This is a genomic window from Peptostreptococcus sp. MV1, assembly GCF_000758885.1.
Classification (GTDB): Bacteria; Bacillota; Clostridia; order Peptostreptococcales; family Peptostreptococcaceae; genus Peptostreptococcus.
Map to the genome: position 1 here is coordinate 1 of NZ_JRNB01000044.1, position 18,844 is coordinate 18,844.

Here is an 18,844-nt window from a genome sequence, read left to right on the forward strand (position 1 = left end):
ACGCCCTACGTGGACTTTCACCACAGACTGACGGCATGCCCGTCATACATAAAAATAAGCTAGACCCATATTAAGAGATCTAGCTTAACTTCTACATAAATGAGCTTATGACTATTATAGCACAAAGCCCTTCTTATTTATAGTTTTTATCGATTATATTTCCTAGCGTATGCCAAGCAAGTACTGCACACTTGACCCTGGCTGGCATATTTGATACATTTTCCAATACAACCGCATCTCCCAAGGCATCTATTAGGTCATCATCTACAGGTACTTCCTTCTTGATCATACCTATAAACTTCTCTGTCAAGTCCTTGGCTTCATGGATATTCTTACCCTTGATCAGGTCTATCATCATTGATGTAGATGCCCTTGATATAGCACATCCAACACCTGCAAAACTTGCATCCTTGATGATCTCCCCATCCATTTCTAGCTGTAGGGTAATCTCATCACCACAACTTGGGTTATGGCCTAGTTCCTTGTATGTAGGTGATTCTAGGTCCCTCATATTGGCCTTGTTGTTGCTCTCCTGTAGGAGCATATCTGTATATAAACTCTTAAGATCCATATCCCATCACCTTTCTTACTTCTTTTAGTTTTTCTACAAAGAAGTCAATTTCTTCAAATGTATTGTAAACTGCAAAGCTGACCCTGCAAGTTGAATGCTGCTTTATAAAAGTATGCAATGGCATAGCACAGTGGTGTCCTGTCCTAATAGCTATATCATAGGAATCAAGGACTGTAGATACGTCGTGGGCGTGAACATCCTTGATGTTGAAGTCGATTAGTGGTGACCTCAAGTAGCTAGGAGTTGAATAGATTTCTACAAAATCTAGCTCACTCATCTTCTTGTAAGCATAGTCAGTCAAGGCTAACTCATGCTCATGTATATTGTCAACACCGACTCTTTCCATAAAGTCTATAGCTGCTGCTAGGGCAATTGCTCCTCCAACATTCTGTGTACCCGCCTCAAACTTGGCTGGCACTGGTGCATATGTAGTTTCCTGTTCATAGACATATTCTATCATATCTCCACCATACATAAATGGAGTCATTGATTCTAATAGGTCCATCTTTCCATATAGGACACCTATACCCATTGGGGCATACATCTTGTGACCTGAGAATGAAATAAAATCAACATCCCAATCCTGAACATCCATCCTTATATGAGGTGATAACTGGGCACAGTCAATTGATACCACAGCTCCTACCTCATGGGCTAGTCTAGTTACTTCCTTGACATCTATCACACCACCAACAGTATTCGATGCACCTGCTAGCGATACTATCTTAGTCTTGTCACTTAGGACCTTCTTGTAAGCGTCCATATCCAATTCATTCTTGTCATTTAGGTATACATACTTCAATACGGCCCCTGTCTTTTGGGCTACAAACTGCCATGTAACTAGGTTACTATGGTGTTCGTATACTGAGATTACTATCTCGTCTCCAGCCTTTAGCTTGTCCAAACCATATGAATAGGCCACTAGGTTCAAAGCTTCTGTAGTATTTCTAACAAATATTATTTCGTTTTCTGATTTTGCATTTATAAAGTCCTTGACCTTTACTCTTGAGCTTTCATATAGGTCAGTTGCCAGCATACCCAAGTAGTGGGCACCCCTATGTGGGTTGGCATTCTGGTATGAGTAATAATTGGTTAGGGCATCAATTACGCACTGTGGCTTCTGTGATGTTGCACCGTTGTCCAAATAAATTATATTTCTACCCATCTTGTCTGCATCAAGATATGGAAATTCTTTTCTTATTTCATTTATTGTCTGCTTATCCATGGTTTTTACACCTCTCATTCCTTTTATAAAACCGGATACTGTAATTTTAAAACTACATTCTCGCTTCTATCTGACCCCAAACCTCATCTCTCAACTTTTCATCTGGAAGCTTGTGAATAGTTGGAGCAAGCTTAGTTTCAACTATGACCTTCTTGGCCTCTTCTTCGTTGATACCCCTACTCATTATATAGAATAGAGTATCCTGGTCTATCTTACCTGCACTGGCTGCGTGAACACCCTCTACATCATCTTCCTGACATAGTAGGACTGGTACTGCTATAGACCTTACTTCATCATCTAGTAGGGTAGCAAACTCTTCCTCGCTACCAGTTGAACCTATAGAACCTCTCTTGAAGTCTATAGTTCCCTTGAATGTCTTCTTGGCCCTATCTTTCAAGGCACCATTAACTAGGATATTTGAATCAGTCTCCTTACCCATCTGGTTGATGTTGTAGAAGATATCTATCCTATTGTCTCCATCTGCAAAGTAGACAGACTCAACATTTGTTCTAGACTTGTCACCTATTAGGTTGGCAACATAGTTAGTAACTGCATCCTTGGCACCAGCCTCTATCTGAATTAGGTTTACCTGGGCTGATTCCATTAGGTCTGCTGTAATATCAGTTAGGGTCTTTTCTTCCTCATGGCTCCTAGCTACATAATATATATTTACTATAGAATCCTTTTCTGCCCTTATCTTTATAATTGTATGTCTAGAGGCTCCAGAAGCTACCATTTCGTTTGTATCGAATAGGGCTGATACCTCCTGGCTTTCCTCTGCTATTATTTCATGTACTTGGTCCTTGACCTCAGGTAACTCGATTAGGGATTCATTTACCTTTAGCCATCTCCAAGTAAGAAGTGGTAATGTATTTGCTATCATAATTTTCCTCCTAACCTATAGTTCCTTCTAATTCAAGATTGATTAGATTGTTCATTTCTACTGCATATTCAAGCGGCAATTCTTTGGCAATCGGCTCTGCAAAACCTCTTACTACCATTGACTTGGCTTCGGCTTCACTGATACCCCTTGACATCAAGTAGAAGATTACCTCATCATCTATTCTACCTATCTTGGCTTCATGACCTAGGTCAACGTCCTGAGTCGCTATATCTATAACTGGTATTGTATCTGACCTTGATTCCTGATCAAGCATTAGGGATTCACAGCTAACTGTCGACTTAGAACCCTTGGCATTCTTTGTAACCTTTACAAGACCCCTGTATATAGCTACACCGCCATCCTTTGATATAGACTTTGAATTTACAGTCGAAGAAGTGTTAGGAGCTGCATGGACTACCTTTGTACCCGTATCTAGGTACTGACCCTTGCCGGCAAAAGTAATACCAGTGAATTCAGACCTGGCATTCGCACCTCTCAAGATACTCATTGGATACAGGCAAGATACCTTTGAACCAAAAGATCCTGATACCCATTCAATTGCCCCATCCTTTTCAACTATGGCCCTCTTTGTATTTAGGTTGTACATATTCCTTGACCAGTTCTCTATTGTTGAATACCTAAGGGTAGCACCCTCCTGGACAAACAACTCAACTGCTCCGGCGTGGATATTTACCACATTGTACTTTGGTGCTGAACATCCTTCTATAAAGTGACAGTAGGCACCTTCTTCTATAATTATAAGTGTATGCTCAAACTGACCAGCACCTGGTGCATTTAGTCTAAAGTATGACTGTAGTGGTACATCCACATTTACACCCTTTGGCACATATACAAATGATCCACCTGACCATACTGCATAATGTAGGGCGGCATACTTGTGGTCTGCGTTAGTGATACACTTCATAAAGTACTTCTGAACTATGTCAGGATATTCTCTAACTGCACTTTCAAAGTCAGTGTAGATTACACCCTGGTCTAGTAGATGCTGCTGAATATTGTGGTAGACAACTTCTGAGTCGTACTGGGCTCCAACACCTGATAGGTTATTTTCCCTTTCAGCCTCAGGTATACCAAGTAGGTCAAAGGTATTTTTGATATCTTCTGGTACCTGGTCCCAGTCCTCCACTAGGTCAGCATCTGGTCTGATATATGTAGTTATATCGTCTATATTTACCTCATCTAGGTTAGGTCCCCATGACGGATTTTCCAATTCATAGAACTTCTTTAGCGATGCTAGTCTGATATCAAGCATCCACTGGGGTTCATTTTTTTCCTTACTTATCTGAGTTACTATCTCTTCTGTCAAACCCTTTTCAGTTTTTGACTTATACTTGAACTCATTCTTTATGTCGTATATACCACGATCCTGCTCTTCTATTTGAGTTCTCTTCTTGTTTTCTCTCTTAGTTTCCATTAGATGAATTCACCTCATCTCTGATCCAACCGTAACCCTCTTCTTCGATTCTCTGAATCAAGGAGAAGTCACCTTCTTTTACTATCCTACCATCCATTATTACGTGAACGTAATCAGGTATTACATTGTGTATAATTTCCTTGTGGTGAGTTATTATCACTAGGGCATTGTCATCATTTTTAAAGTTCTTGATACCTTCAGAAACTATTCTTACAGCGTCAACGTCCAGACCTGAATCTGTTTCATCTAGCATGGCCAACTTTGGATTTAGAACCTGCATCTGTAGGATTTCAGTCTTCTTCTTTTCTCCTCCCGAGAAACCGTAGTTCATGTATCTTCCTGCATACTCTGCCTTCATCTGTAGGTCCCTCATCTTCTTAGATAGGTCCATGTTGAACTTTAAAACTGATACTGGCTTACCATCAACTGCAGACTTAGAAGTTCTAATAAAGTTTTCAACACTGATACCAGGTACCTCTATTGGTGACTGGAATGACATAAAGATACCCCTTCTTGCCCTTTCGTCAGCTGCCATTTCTGTAACATCTTCTCCTTCAAAGAAGATCTTTCCAGATGTAATCTCATACTTAGGATTACTCATTATAGTATTAACTAGGGTAGACTTACCAGAACCATTAGGTCCCATAATTACGTGTGTCTCACCCTTTTTGATTACAAGATTAACATTCTTTAGTATATCCTTTTCTCCAACCTTAGCGCTAAGGTCTTTTATCTCTAATAATATATCGCTCACAATTCTCACTTCCCTTTCACATTATTTAAATCATGCTATAATTTCAAACACAAGCAATATCCCTCGATTATCACTTGAAAATTTTTCAGTTGAAATTTTGTACAAGACTATATTACTATGTTTACCCAAAAAAATCAATAATCTTGACTAATTTACTAGGAATTATTTATTTTTTTTATTTTTTTTCTAATGGACCTCATATTTTAGCTGCTGACCTATTCTATACAAATAAAAAAGTCAAGTATACCATGACCCATTTGCTCTGCAATCATAGTTACCTGACTTTATAATTCTAATTTAATTTTAGTTGATAGGGCTGTCTTCTGCAACCTGTCTATGGTCCATGTATATTATACTTGGCTTTACATCCTTGTTTTCTATACATTCCTTAGTTACTAGGACCTTGTCTACATTCTCCAATGATGGTATCTCATACATAGTCTCCATCAAGGCGTGCTCAATAATTGACCTCAAACCTCTTGCTCCAGTATTCCTATCTATTGCCTTCTTGGCTATAGCAGTTAGGGCATCTGCTTCAAACTCTAACTTGGCATCATCGTATTCAAATAGCTTTGTATACTGCTTGACTAGGGAATTCTTAGGTTCTGTCAGTATCCTCACTAGAGAATCCTCATCCAATAGGTCTAGTGTCGCTAGGACTGGTATTCTACCTACAAATTCTGGTATCAAACCAAACTTCAATAGGTCATCTGGTATTACCTGTGTGTACAACTTACCGATATCCATATCAGTCTTGCTCTCAATCTTGGCACCGAAGCCTAGGACCTTATCCTTACCACGCTTCTGCACTATTTTTTCAATACCATCAAAGGCACCACCTAGGATAAATAAGATATTAGTTGTATCGACCTTCAAAAATTCCTGGTGTGGATGCTTTCTTCCACCTGATGGTGGAACATTGGCAACAGTTCCTTCCAGTATCTTTAGTAGGGCCTGCTGAACACCTTCACCACTTACATCCCTTGTTATTGAAGGGTTGTCAGACTTCCTAGAAATCTTATCAATTTCGTCTATGTATATTATACCCCTCTGGGCCTTTTCAATATCAAAGTCTGCAGCCTGTACCAACTTCAAGACTATATTTTCAACGTCTTCACCCACATATCCTGCCTCTGTCAATGAAGTAGCATCTGCTATGGCAAATGGCACATTCAATATCTTGGCTAGGGTCTGGGCTAGTAGGGTCTTTCCTGAACCTGTAGGTCCCAATAGTAGGATATTACTCTTCTGAATCTCTACATCCTCTGAAGCAGCCTTGTCTCCGTATATCCTCTTGTAGTGGTTGTATACGGCAACTGATAGGGCCTTCTTAGCCTTATTCTGGCCTATTACATAGTCATCCAATATAGCCATCATTTCCTTTGGCTTAGGAAGGTTACCTTCTATATACTCTTCAGCATCATCTACTTCTTCCTTAATTATTTCGCTACACAAGCTCACACATTCATCACAAATGTAGACACCTGGTCCGGCTATTATCCTCTTGACCTGGTCCTGACTCTTGCCACAAAAGGAGCACTTGAATTGCTTTTCTTCTTGCTTAGGCACTATATCACCTCTTTCCGTCTATATACTTACTCTCTATTTTCAATTACATGGTCTATTAAACCGAAGTCCTTGGCCTGGTCTGCAGTCATAAAGTTATCACGCTCAGTGTTTTCCTTTACCACATCATATGGCTGGCCTGTCCTCTGTGAAAGGATAGTATTTAACTTTTCCTTAGTATTTAATAGGAACTTGGTATGAATCTCTACATCAGTCGCCTGGCCTCTTGAGCCCCCTAAAGGCTGATGAATCATGATTGTACTATTTGGTAGGGCATACCTCTTACCCTTGGCTCCTGCAGCCAATAAAAAGGCACCCATAGATGCAGCCATTCCTATACATATAGTGCTTACATCTGCCTTTATATACTGCATAGTATCGTAAATAGCCATACCTGCTGTCACGCTACCCCCTGGTGAATTGATATATAGATGTATATCCTTGTCTGGATCGTCAGCTTCCAAAAATAGGAGCTGGGCGACAACTAGACTGGCTGTAGCATCATTTACTTCATCACCTAAGAAGATTATTCTATCCTTTAGAAGTCTTGAGTAGATGTCATATGACCTCTCTCCTCTTCCGTCTTGTTCTACTACATAAGGTACTAATGCCATTATTTTCCCTCCTTAATTCCACTTTACTTAGTCTTAGTATAGTTTATAAATTTCACTTGATAAAGTTCTTGTTTAAGATAAAGACCACATGGCTATGTGGTCTTTACCTATGAACTTTATTCTATATTATATACCTAAATTTTACCTGTATAATCCGGTTTTTTATTACTTAAGCACAGCACTTTCTAGTAGCATATCTACTGTCTTAGTATTCTTTAATCTAGCAATTATACCTTCTCTTTCAGCTTCTCCAACTACTTCCTTGATCTTTGCAAGTTCTAGTCCGTACATACTAGCCATATTTTCTAGGTCTGCATCTATGTCAGCTTCAGTTACTTCTACATTTTCTAGTTCAGCTATCTTTTCAACTACTAGAGAGTTCTTTACTAGAGTCTTAGCTTCATCTCTTCTAGCTTCTCTGATTTCATCAAGAGTCTGACCTGATAATTCAGCAAACTTTTCTAGAGACCATCCCTGGTAGCTAAGCTGCATATTGATTTCGTTCATCTGGTTGTCTAACTGGTTTTCTACCATTGAGTTTGGTATGTCAACTTCTACAGTTTCAGCTATCTTTTCTACTACCTTGTTTCTCATTTCACTCTTAGCTTCTTCATCAGCCTTCTTCTGAAGGTTAGCCTTGATATCATTCTTTAATTCTTCTAGTGATTCAAATTCAGTTGTATCCTTAGCGAAGTCATCATCTAGGGCTGGTAATTCCTTTACCTTTATTTCCTTGATCTTAACTTCGAATACTACTGGCTTGCCTGCTAATTCTTCAGCTGGATAGTCTTCTGGGAAAGTAACATCAACCTTGATTTCTTCTCCAGCCTTCTTACCAACTAACTGGTCTTCAAATCCTGGTATAAATGTACCTGAACCTACTTCTAGTGAGTATCCTTCAGATGTACCACCTTCAAAAGTTTCACCGTCTAATAGACCCTTGAAGTCTATAACTGCTATATTTCCGTTTTCTATAGGACCTTCAGTATCTACCATTCTAGACTGTCTTTCAACTAGGGCCTTTAGTTCATCGTCAATCTGCTCTTCAGTTACTTCAGCATCTACCTTTTCTATTTCTACACCCTTGTAGTTTTCTACTGTTAGCTCTGGTCTAACGTCTACGTCTACTACAAGTACTAATGAACCATCTTCCTTCACATCCTTGATGTCTATGCTTGGCTGACTAACAACATATAGGTCTAGTTCGTCTACTGCTGTTGGATATACTTCTGGTAGTAGTATATCTAGGGCATCATTGAAGAATACACCCTTACCATAGTTCAATTCTATTATCTTTCTTGGAGCCTTACCCTTTCTAAATCCAGCTATATTGTATCTAGACTTAGTCTTCTTGTAAGCCTTGTCTATTGCTCCTTCGAATTCTGCAGCATCTATTGCAATCTCAAAATTTACAGAATATCCTTCTTTTTTAATTAATTCTGGTTTCATAAATAATCCTCCTACACGTCACCTAAATATATTATTATTGTTTTTTAATTATTCAAGTTATAATTTTAAACACAATTCAACCACATAATTATACTATAAAAAAACTTAAAATACAATGCTTTCCTTAATTATCATGATATGAATAGGTATATTTTCCATTTTCCAGGTCCATAACGACATAAGACCCCTTGATTCCATCTCTAGGCAGGGACAAACTTCCTGGATTTATCATTTCAACCCCACCTATTATTTTATTTTCCTTGATATGGGTATGGCCGAAGATAACTATATCAGCCCCCTTTTCATGGGCATCCTGGGCCAGGAGGTCTAGACCATACTTGACCCTGTGCATATGACCATGAACCACCATAAAGGTCACCCCTTCAACTTCAAAGACCAACTCACCGTCTGCTATCTCAAAGTCACAATTGCCCCTGACTGCCATTATAGGCTTGGAAGTCTTGTCCTTTAGGTATAAGGAGTCTCTGAAATTATCTCCAGCATGTATCATCAGGTCTATTTCCTCACTTATAAAGGGCACCAACTTATCCATATTTCGTTTACCGCCATGAGTGTCAGACAAGATTAATATCTTCATTTCAAACTCCCTTCTCTACAGTCCTCTGGATGATGGTATCTATTATTTATAAAATATTTTTTATGCTTATAAAATATTTTATATGCCAGCTATCAACCACAATCCACTGGATAGTAGGACCTATATAATCCTCGAATCTATTATTTCCTTTAGCCTTACCTTCATTTCAGCAAGAGCCCTCGACCTATGGCTGAAGGAATTTTTCACTTCAGGTGCTAGCTGACCGAATGTTTCCTCATAGCCATCAGGTATAAACATACAGTCATAGCCAAAACCATTATGACCACGTTCTTCAAAGGCTATCTTACCTTCTACCTTGCCCCTGGCCAGCATCTCCTTGCCGTCCGGAAATACTGTGGCAATGACGCATACGAACCTGGCTGTCCTTTTCTCCATGGGAACATCCTTCAACTCTTCAAACATCTTGATCCTATTTTCCTCATCAGTGGCATTTTCACCGGCATACCTGGCCGAATATATACCCGGTCTCTTGCCCAGGGCGTCCACCTCTATACCAGAATCATCCCCTATAGCTATCTTGCCAGTCATTTTGCTGATTGTTCTAGCCTTTATAAGGGCATTGTGCTCGAAGGTCCTGCCATCTTCTATAATCTCTATACCATCTAGGTCAACATCCTTTAGGGACTTTATATCAAAGTCCATATCTGCCAACATCTTCTGTATTTCCTCTAACTTGTGCATATTGCCAGTAGCTATGATTGCCTCTCTTTCGTATTCACGACCAATAATTGAATCTGCAACCTGACCTAGGGCCTTTCTCTGTATCCTCATCAGTTCCTTGTTTCCCTTTTCAGCATACTCGAGTATCTGATTCATTTCAGCCCTAGTAAATGGCCTTTCCTCACCAGTACATTGAAGCTCTGCAAATTGCCCCTTATGGTTCATTATAATATTTGTATCCACTTCTGCCTTTGAGTCTTCCTCATAGCATATATCTAGGCATACATTTGAATCTACCACACCTACGCTCACTGCTGCCAGCATACTAGTAATAGGCATCTTCTTGATGTCACCAGATGCATACAACTTGTACAAGGCGTCGGCAAGGGCAACAAATGCTCCTGTAATAGATGCTGTCCTCGTACCACCATCAGCCTGTATTACATCACAATCTATCCATATAGTTCTTTCACCTAGGTCTTCAAGGTTTACAACTGACCTAATAGACCTACCTATCAGCCTCTGTATCTCCTGACTCCTGCCGTCAACCTTGCCCCTGCTAGAGTCCCTTCTCTTCCTAGTTTCTGTAGCAGATGGCAACATGGAATATTCCGCACTGATCCAGCCCTTGCCAGTCCCCTTCATAAAGCCTGGTAGACCCTCTTCTATAGATGCTGTGCATATAACCTTGGTATTTCCAACCTCTATCAAGACAGAGCCTGCTGAATGCATAGTATAATTCCTGGTTATTTTTACAGGTCTTAACTGGTCAAAATCCCTACCATCAGGTCTTGGTCCTATTTTCTCACCATCTATACCACTAGATGCTTCTTCCAAATTTTCTACTCTCTCACTAGTACTTGCATCTAGACTCTCTCTAACACTTGAATTTGTCACTAAATCCCCTCTTTTCATCCATGGCCTATATAGCCCTACTAATTTTCTTATCTTTTTAAGATAGAGTCTTTATATACTATCTTACTAAGTTGATTTTTCGATTGCTCATAAAATATACAAAATACCTAGATATCACCTAGATATCCTCTAGCCTTGAATCTACCTCATCCCTAGTCTTGCAAGCCAAAAGCTCCATAAATTTGGACTCATCGATAACCTTGACGCCTAGAGATAGAGCCTTGTCCAATTTTGAGCCTGCCTCCTCGCCTGCTAGGACAAAGCTAGTAGACTTGCTAACACTGGATGTAGCCTTGCCTGCCCTTTCTTCTATTAGGGCCTTGGCATCATTCCTCTTCATGGTAGCTAGGGTACCTGTTAGGACTATCTTCATACCTTCAAATACCTTGACTATCCCCTTATCATCCTTTTCTATGACTTGCATATTGAGGCCGGCCTGTCTCAGCTTTTCTATTGTTTCCTTGTTCTTATCCTCTTGGAAGAACTTAACCACACTGTCAGACATTATCTGGCCAAATTCCTCTATCTGTATCAGGTCATCTTCACTGGCAGACATTATATGGTCCATAGAACCACAGGCACTTGCCAGCAATTTGGCTCCCTTTACACCTACAAACCTAATCCCTAGTCCATTGATTAGTCTCCATAGGTCATTTGACTTGGATTTTTCTATAGATGCCATCAGGTTGGCTACAGACTTCTGTCCCATACGGTCTAGACTCACCAAGATATCCGGATCCATATAGTATAGGTCTGCTATATCCTTGATCACACCCTTGTCCAAAAGGCTGGTAATAATCGACTCGCCCATGCCCTCAATGTCCATGGCATCCCTGGATACGAAGTGAATTATACCCCTCCTGATTTGGGCTGGACAAGAAATATTGATACACTTGACAGCGGCTTCTCCATCTAGCCTTACAGTTTCTTGACCGCATACTGGACACTGGTGAGGCATCTCAAAGACCTCTTCCTTCCCAGTCCTATCATCTAGGGATACTTCTACAACCTGAGGGATAATATCCCCAGCCTTCTGCACCAGGACTCTATCCCCTATCCTGATATCCCTCTCCTTGATATAGTCTTCATTGTGGAGACTTGCCCTACTAACTGTAGTTCCCGCCAGCCTGACAGGTTCTAAGATAGCAGTAGGAGTGATAGTTCCTGTCCTGCCTACTTCTACCTCTATATCTATCAGCTTGGTCTTTTTTCTCTCTGCTGGGAACTTGAAGGCAGTGGCCCATCTTGGACTCTTGGCTGTAAATCCTAGGACCTCTCTTTGGGCTATGGAATCTACCTTGATTACCATACCATCTATTTCATATGGCAGGCTAGACCTATTTTCAGTCCAATAACTAATATATTCTATTACCTCTTCTATATTTTCACACAACTTGTACTCTTCATTCACCTTCAAGCCTAGAGATTTCATATAATCAAAAGATTGACTGTGCCTCTCTAGCCCTAGCTCTTCTATATTTTCTAGGTTAAATATAAATATATCCAAGGGTCTCTTTGCAGCTAATTTAGGGTCCAACTGCCTAAGTGAACCTGCTGCTAAATTTCTTGGGTTGGCATATATCTGCAGGTCGTGGTCTTCCTGATAGGCATTTACTGCCTCAAAATCACTTTTGGAAATATACACTTCTCCCCTAGCTACTAGCTTTCTCTTTTCGTCTATCTTAATGGGTATAGTAGCTATGGTCTTTATATTTTCTGTTACATTTTCGCCTGTATAGCCATCCCCCCTGGTAGCCCCCATTCTTAGGTAGCCATCCTCATAGGTCAAGCCTACAGACAGGCCATCTATCTTAGTTTCCACCACATAGTTAACCTGACCATGACCTGGTCCCAGAGCTCCACGAACCCTCCTGTCAAAGTCCCTAATCTCTTCTGCTGAAAAAACATTAGATAAACTCAACATAGGTCTCTCATGCTGGTACTGGTCGAACTTTTCTAGGGCCCTACCACCTACCCTTACTGATGGAGAATCCTCCTTCTTATATTCTGGAAAGGCCTCTTCCAACAATATCAGACTCTTCATCAACCTATCATAGTCCATATCGCTTATCTCAGGGCTATCTGAATTGTAGTACCTATCACTGTGGTAGTTCAAAATGTCCTTTAGGTCATCCACCATTTGGCCCGCCTCTTGATTTGAAATAGAATTTTGACCTAGCCTATCCTTTATTTTTTCTATATATAAATTTTCATCTATTACTTTCATAGTTTTCCTTACCTACTAACATTTTAGTACTTTTAAAATCAATCTTACCTATATTTAACTTTCTGCTTAAATTTATTTAGGACTTTCTTTTAAAATATATTTTCTAGACTCAAGTAATACTATCCGGTGCCTAGTCTAGGAAGTCACCACTCATTATATCATCTGCATTAGTAGCAGCCTTCATCCTCTTGCCATTTACTATATCCACTATTATGCCTTCTTCATCTATCAGGAAGCTAGTCCTGTCTATACCTAAAAATGTCTTGCCATACATCTTTTTCTCCTTCCAAGCTCCATAGGCCTGGATAACCTCAGTCTCTGGGTCAGACAGTAGTATAAATGGTAGCTCATGCTTACTTGCAAAATTTGTATGAGTCTTGGCACTGTCCTTGCTAATGCCTATAACCTCAGCCCCCTTGGCTACTATCTGGGGGTAATTGTCTCTGAAGTTGCAGGCCTGTTTAGTACAGCCTGGTGTGTTGTCCTTTGGGTAAAAATACAAGATTACCTTCTTGCCCCTAAACTGGCTCAAGCTAACCTCCTTATTGTCCTTGTCCATCAATGTAAAATCCGGTGCCTTATCTCCTATATTCATAATATTCTCCTTATCTTTTCACTCTTGTTTCTATATATCTATCCTCTAAGCTACTTGTTTGATATATAAATTATAAACCATTATACGTTAAATATCCATGATATTAGGCCTAAAGTTAAAATATATTAAAAATACCGACCTTGCAAGACTTAGACTTTAAATCTAACTCTTGCAAGTCGGCATATTTTCTATCCTTGCTCAAAGTATCATAAGACAGTCTATCTGCACTTGTATATGGAAATTCATAGGTTTACCCTCTTAAATATTCCTATGATACTCTTTTTGTTAATTTTGATTCCAAACCTCCTAGAGCCAAGTCAAAAACTACAGCCATAACTGCTGTTGGTATAGTACCAGCCCAAATAATAGCAGAACCATTTGAAACAACTATTCCCCTTGAAATTATATCACCTAGTCCACCAGCACCTATAAAGGTACCTATTGTAGTAACACCCACTGCTATAACCAAGGCATTTCTAATACCTCCAATAATCACCGATAAAGAAAGTGGTAATTTGACCTTAAAGAGAATCTGTCTCCTTGTCATCCCCATACCCTTCGCTACATCAATCAGGTCATAACTCACATTATTTAGACCTGTACAGGTGTTTTTCAAAATCGGCAATATTGAGTATAAAAATACTGTCGCTACAACCGTATTAGTCCCAAGCCCCATCACTACCATTAATATTGATAGCAAGGCCAAAGATGGTATCGTCTGAATGACATTGGCTATACCTATAACAAATCCAGAAAGTTTTCTATACCTACTGATATACATACCGACTGGAATAGCTAGCAGGCATGCAAATAGGACTCCGTATACGGAAATTAAAAAGTGCCTTATAAACTGTTCAAATACAACATGTCCATTTATCTGATAATACTCAAACAATTCTTTCAAAGAATATCACTCCCTTCTCCATAGGTCACCCTACATACCAAGCAATTTTTTATACATGGCCCTAGACTGTAGAGGACTTATTTTCTTTGACTCAAAATAGTTGTTGGCTTTTAAAAACCTTTCTGCAACTACATTTGCTTCAATCTTGTGACCATCACATAGGTTATTTAACTCCTGCATTTTTTCACTAGGAATTGCTCCATCCAGCTTCAATAGTAGGTCTACAATTTCCGGATGTTCTTTTAATACCTTCTTGTCTACAACAGGAGAAGCATCATATGGTGGAAAGAGTCTTAAGTCATCCTCTAATAATTTTAGACCATAAGCCTTTATCCTACCATCAGTAGAAAATCCTAGAACCACGTCCATTTTTCCTGAATTAACTGCACTGTATACCAGACTAACATCCATAGGTAGTATGGTCTTAAAGTCAAAACCATATTTTTCCTTAAAGGCTTCATAACCATCGCCCTTTCTATTTATCCAACTCGTGTCAACGCCCGCCATTATATCTTTGGATATCTTCTTTAGGTCACTGACCTTTTCAAGTTTATGTTTCTTGGCAAAATCTTCTCTTACCATAAATACATAGGTATTTTCAAATCCGTATGTTGGCAACCAAACCAAGCCAAATTTTTTATAGAAACCATTGACTACTTTTTTTAAGGCCAGATCGGTATCTGTCGTAGGCTCCATCTTTAATTCACCCGTCAAGGATGTTCCTGTATACATTACAGAGGCCAGATTGGCATGTCCACCATCCATAGCCTGGAATAGTAACATGGATGAAGACAGGTTATTTATTATAGAAACCTTCCTTTTTGGATAGTAATGTTCTATCATTTGCTTCTGTATTTGTGAGACTATCTGTCTTTCTGATGTACTACCGCCAGCTATAACTATATCTCCCTTAGATGAATCTCCCTCTAAACCTGGTAGAGAACATGCGGTCAAACTTATTGATAAAAATAAGGATAAAAATAGGAGTAGTACTTTTTTAACCGTATTTTTCTTCTTGTCTTGTATATCTAACCCAATATTTTCTGAAACCGACGTATTCTTATATTGTGATTTTGTCTTGGGTTGGACAAATTTTTCTAACCTGACTAATACAAAATCAACTACTAGGGCTATAATTGTAACTGGTAAGGCTCCCATTACAATCATAGGTACATTAAATAAGGTCAGACCAGAAAATATGAAATCTCCAAGACCTCCTGCACCTACATAGGATGCCAGCGTAGTCCAGGCTATGACATATACAGCCGACAACCTAATACCGGCCATTATTACGGGTGCAGCCAACCTAATCTGTATACGACAAATTATTTGTGAAAATGTCATCCCCATGCCCTTTGCAGCATCTAATATATTTTCATCTACTCCATTCATACCAAGAACTGTATTTCTAAGAACTGGAAGTAGGGAATAAATAAAAATAGCTATTATAGCAGGTAGCTTACCTACTCCAAAGATAGGTATCATTATAGCTAACAAGGACAAGGATGGTATAGTCTGAAATACAGAGGCTATCGTCATCACAATCTTTGTTAGTGTCTTATTTTTTGTAATTAACACACCTACTGGCACTGCCACCAAAACACCTAAAGACAAGGCTATAAGTGATATATATAGGTGTTCTCCTATTTTTAAAAATAATTCTGGCAATTTTTCTATAATTAAATTTATCATTTAACCACCTACTTCAATTATTTTATTCGACTTCATACTCTTCAGTTAGCAATACTTCTGAATCTTCAGGCTCATAGTCACTCCAAAAATTATTGTATAAGTAATCAACCATAGCAGCCCTGGTAACAAGACCTACAAGGCAACCATTACTATCTATTACAGGTATATTCTTATACTTAAGTTCTTTTATATAGTACAAGGCTGACTTGACCTTTGTGTCTACACGTATTGCATAAGCCCTATTTACAAAGTCTTCTATCGGCCTAGAAAACTTATTATCTTTTACCTTTACTAAAAATGCATCTAGCATACCAATTAAAACATTATTGTCATCTACTACAAAAAGTGTATCAACTCTCTTTTCATGCATCATGTTCATTGCAGTTCTGAGGCTATCTTTTACATTTATTTTATAAGGATTCTTCATCATTATTTCTTCAACCGTGCTTAAATCAAATTTAGCTTCCGTCAGTCTATCTTCACCAATCATATTTTTGACAAATTCATTTTTAGGATTTAACAAAATATTTTCAACAGTATCGAATTGGATTAATTCACCCCTATCCAATATGGCAATCTTGTCAGCAAGTTTTATTGCCTCATCCATATCGTGGGTAACTATTACGAAAGTTTTTCCAGTTTTTACCTGCAATTCCTTGACTATATCCTGGAGCGACTCTCTCGTCACTGGATCTAAGGCACCAAATGGTTCATCCATTAAGACTATATCCTGGTCGGCCGCCAAGGCTCTTATAACACCGATTCTCTGTTGCTGTCCACCAGACAATTCAGATGGATACCTATTTAAAAATGACTCTGGCAAATCCACCATCTTAATCAATTTGACAGCCTTCTCTTTCATTTTATCCTCTGGCCACTTCAATAATCTTGGAACCATCGTTATATTTTCATATATAGTCATATGTGGAATCAAGCCTATTTGCTGGATTACATAACCGATTTTCCTACGTAGCTCAACCTCATTAAAATCTTTTATATTTTTACCATCTAGCGTAAGTTCACCACTAGTTGGCTCAAGCATTCTATTTATCATTCTCATTAGGGTTGTCTTTCCACTACCTGAAGTACCTATAAAACAGACAAACTCACCCCTATTGAATTCTAAATTGACATCTTTAACAGCCTTTTTACCATTAGGATATTTTTTTGTTATATTCTTGTACTTTATCATATGTTCTCCTTTCTAGGATTATTATTTTAAACATACTCCGTTTTTTATTCAGATATATCAAGTAAACCCTAATTCTCTCTTAACCGTATATACTAATACCGACTGAACGGTCATATCTAACCCCAGCAGTCGGTATTACAAATTATATTTTCCTTAATAAAAAGTACTTTTACTTATATACTTGTTTTTAATTTACTTAAATACATCTTCAGAATCCATACCAGCTATATCTTGGTCACTATAGCCTAGCTTCTTCAGTATATCTTGAGTATCATGGCCTATTTCCTTACCAGCATACTTATAAATAACATCTGATTCTGAGAATTTTATAGGCATGGCGAACTGACGAACTTTCTTTTTGCCAGCATCCACCTCTACTATCATCTCTCTAGCCTTGATCTGTGGTTCATGATTGAAGGCCTGATCAAAGTCTAAGACTGGTTCTATACAAGCATCTAGTGGACTAAATACCTCATTCCAGTGGGCCAATGGCTTGGACTTGATAATCTCAACTAGTCTAGCCTTTAGGACACCACCATCATCTGGAGTAGCACCCATTTCTAGCAATTCTGGTAGACCAACTGCATCAGCAAGCTTCTTGAGGAATTTAGGCTCTAGTGAACCTACAGTTATGTATTCCTTGTCAGAAGTCTCGTATATATCGTATATACCCTTACCATTTAGGTCAAAGCCTTCTCTCTCCCTCTTCTTGCCATCCATTAGGAAAGATGCACCTTCAAATGTATTCATAGGTATAATTGTATCCATCATTGATATATCTACATACTGGCCCTTACCAGTTAATTCCCTATAGTTAGCAGCTGCTAGAATGCCTATTACTGAATGTAGGGCTCCACCTGCTATATCTCCTAGCTGTGTACTCATAAGAGATGGTCCTGTAGACTTTCTACCCGCTACAGATAGTAGACCACTTAGGGCCATAAAGTTACAGTCGTGACCTGCCTTATTCATAGCTGGTCCTGAATTACCATAAGAAGATATAGAGCAGTATATCAACCTAGGATTAATCTTTGAAAGGTCTTCATATGATAGACCCAATTTCTTCATTACACCCGGTCTAAACTGTTCAATAACTATATCGTATTCCTTGATCAGTTCCTTGATTATTTCTATGGCCTTAGGTGATTTTAAATTTAAGGAAATTGTTTTCTTGTTCCTGTTAAGCCATAACTGATTAGCACTCAATCCTATCTCTTCATCAAAAGCCCCCATCTCATAAACTAGGTCTAGCTTTGATTTTGAGCTCACCTTTAAAACCTCTGCACCCATATCCGCCAACATCAAAGTTGCATATGGTCCTGGAAGAAGTGTTGTGAAATCTAAGATTTTCAGATTTGATAAAGCTGTATTATTAGTCATAATAAACCCCCTATAATTAATATGTCACTTGTTTCATTATACAACATATTAGTAGAATTTTAAACACTCTTTATAAAAGATTCTAAAAATACAAAAAATGGTGAAAACTTAAATCGAGTAGGGAGGACTTTCTCCTCCCTCTCACACCACGGAGCGTGCCGTT

16 protein-coding genes are annotated in these 18,844 nt (G+C 38.8%); all 16 read right to left on the bottom strand.

Annotated features, from left to right (window positions below; all coding sequences use genetic code 11):
* Positions 1-133: 133 nt before the first annotated feature.
* The 16 genes from sufU to HMPREF1639_RS03145 all read right to left on the bottom strand — a co-directional run bounded on the left by sufU (position 134) and on the right by HMPREF1639_RS03145 (position 18,681).
* A complete protein-coding gene (gene sufU / locus HMPREF1639_RS03070; RefSeq protein ID WP_036763121.1) occupies positions 134-571 on the bottom strand; it encodes a Fe-S cluster assembly sulfur transfer protein SufU in 438 nt (145 codons plus the stop codon).
* On the bottom strand, positions 561-1,796 hold the full coding sequence (locus HMPREF1639_RS03075; protein ID WP_036763123.1) for an aminotransferase class V-fold PLP-dependent enzyme: 1,236 nt from the start codon (positions 1,794-1,796) through the stop codon (positions 561-563). The genes sufU and HMPREF1639_RS03075 overlap by 11 nt, the downstream gene beginning before the upstream one ends.
* Before the next feature lie 52 nt (positions 1,797-1,848).
* Complete coding sequence (locus HMPREF1639_RS03080) at positions 1,849-2,679, bottom strand: SufB/SufD family protein (RefSeq protein ID WP_036763126.1); 831 nt, start codon at positions 2,677-2,679, stop codon at positions 1,849-1,851.
* Positions 2,680-2,689: 10 nt separating this feature from the next.
* On the bottom strand, positions 2,690-4,114 hold the full coding sequence (gene sufB, locus HMPREF1639_RS03085) for a Fe-S cluster assembly protein SufB (RefSeq protein ID WP_036763129.1): 1,425 nt from the start codon (positions 4,112-4,114) through the stop codon (positions 2,690-2,692).
* The gene (gene sufC / locus HMPREF1639_RS03090) at positions 4,104-4,868 is read right to left on the bottom strand and encodes a Fe-S cluster assembly ATPase SufC (protein WP_007790513.1); all 765 of its coding nucleotides are present in this window, start codon (positions 4,866-4,868) and stop codon (positions 4,104-4,106) included. Before sufC ends, sufB begins: the two co-directional genes overlap by 11 nt.
* A 303-nt stretch (positions 4,869-5,171) precedes the next feature.
* On the bottom strand, positions 5,172-6,437 hold the full coding sequence (gene clpX, locus HMPREF1639_RS03095) for an ATP-dependent Clp protease ATP-binding subunit ClpX (RefSeq protein ID WP_036763130.1): 1,266 nt from the start codon (positions 6,435-6,437) through the stop codon (positions 5,172-5,174).
* 26 nt (positions 6,438-6,463) lie between these two features.
* Entirely contained in the window at positions 6,464-7,048 is a 585-nt protein-coding gene (gene clpP / locus HMPREF1639_RS03100; protein WP_036763131.1) for an ATP-dependent Clp endopeptidase proteolytic subunit ClpP, read from the bottom strand.
* 165 nt (positions 7,049-7,213) lie between these two features.
* Complete coding sequence (tig, locus tag HMPREF1639_RS03105; RefSeq protein WP_036763133.1) at positions 7,214-8,497, bottom strand: trigger factor; 1,284 nt, start codon at positions 8,495-8,497, stop codon at positions 7,214-7,216.
* A 124-nt stretch (positions 8,498-8,621) separates the two neighbouring features.
* Positions 8,622-9,095 carry a metallophosphoesterase family protein gene (locus HMPREF1639_RS03110; RefSeq protein WP_036763134.1) on the bottom strand — a complete coding sequence of 158 codons (474 nt, stop codon included), beginning with the start codon at positions 9,093-9,095 and terminating at the stop codon, positions 8,622-8,624.
* 120 nt (positions 9,096-9,215) lie between these two features.
* Positions 9,216-10,577 carry a ribonuclease PH gene (gene rph / locus HMPREF1639_RS03115; protein WP_036763145.1) on the bottom strand — a complete coding sequence of 454 codons (1,362 nt, stop codon included), beginning with the start codon at positions 10,575-10,577 and terminating at the stop codon, positions 9,216-9,218.
* Positions 10,578-10,809: 232 nt separating this feature from the next.
* A complete protein-coding gene (gene ligA, locus HMPREF1639_RS03120; protein WP_198021052.1) occupies positions 10,810-12,831 on the bottom strand; it encodes an NAD-dependent DNA ligase LigA in 2,022 nt (673 codons plus the stop codon).
* Between the two features lie 217 nt (positions 12,832-13,048).
* On the bottom strand, positions 13,049-13,513 hold the full coding sequence (gene bcp, locus HMPREF1639_RS03125; protein WP_036763137.1) for a thioredoxin-dependent thiol peroxidase: 465 nt from the start codon (positions 13,511-13,513) through the stop codon (positions 13,049-13,051).
* Between the two features lie 268 nt (positions 13,514-13,781).
* On the bottom strand, positions 13,782-14,417 hold the full coding sequence (locus tag HMPREF1639_RS03130) for an ABC transporter permease (RefSeq protein WP_036763140.1): 636 nt from the start codon (positions 14,415-14,417) through the stop codon (positions 13,782-13,784).
* A 30-nt stretch (positions 14,418-14,447) separates the two neighbouring features.
* Positions 14,448-16,109, bottom strand: a complete 1,662-nt coding sequence (locus tag HMPREF1639_RS09540; protein WP_036763141.1) for a glycine betaine ABC transporter substrate-binding protein — start codon at positions 16,107-16,109, stop codon at positions 14,448-14,450.
* Between the two features lie 22 nt (positions 16,110-16,131).
* Entirely contained in the window at positions 16,132-17,301 is a 1,170-nt protein-coding gene (locus HMPREF1639_RS03140) for an ABC transporter ATP-binding protein (RefSeq protein WP_036763143.1), read from the bottom strand.
* Positions 17,302-17,493: 192 nt separating this feature from the next.
* Complete coding sequence (locus HMPREF1639_RS03145) at positions 17,494-18,681, bottom strand: CaiB/BaiF CoA transferase family protein (protein ID WP_036763144.1); 1,188 nt, start codon at positions 18,679-18,681, stop codon at positions 17,494-17,496.
* Positions 18,682-18,844: the final 163 nt, after the last annotated feature.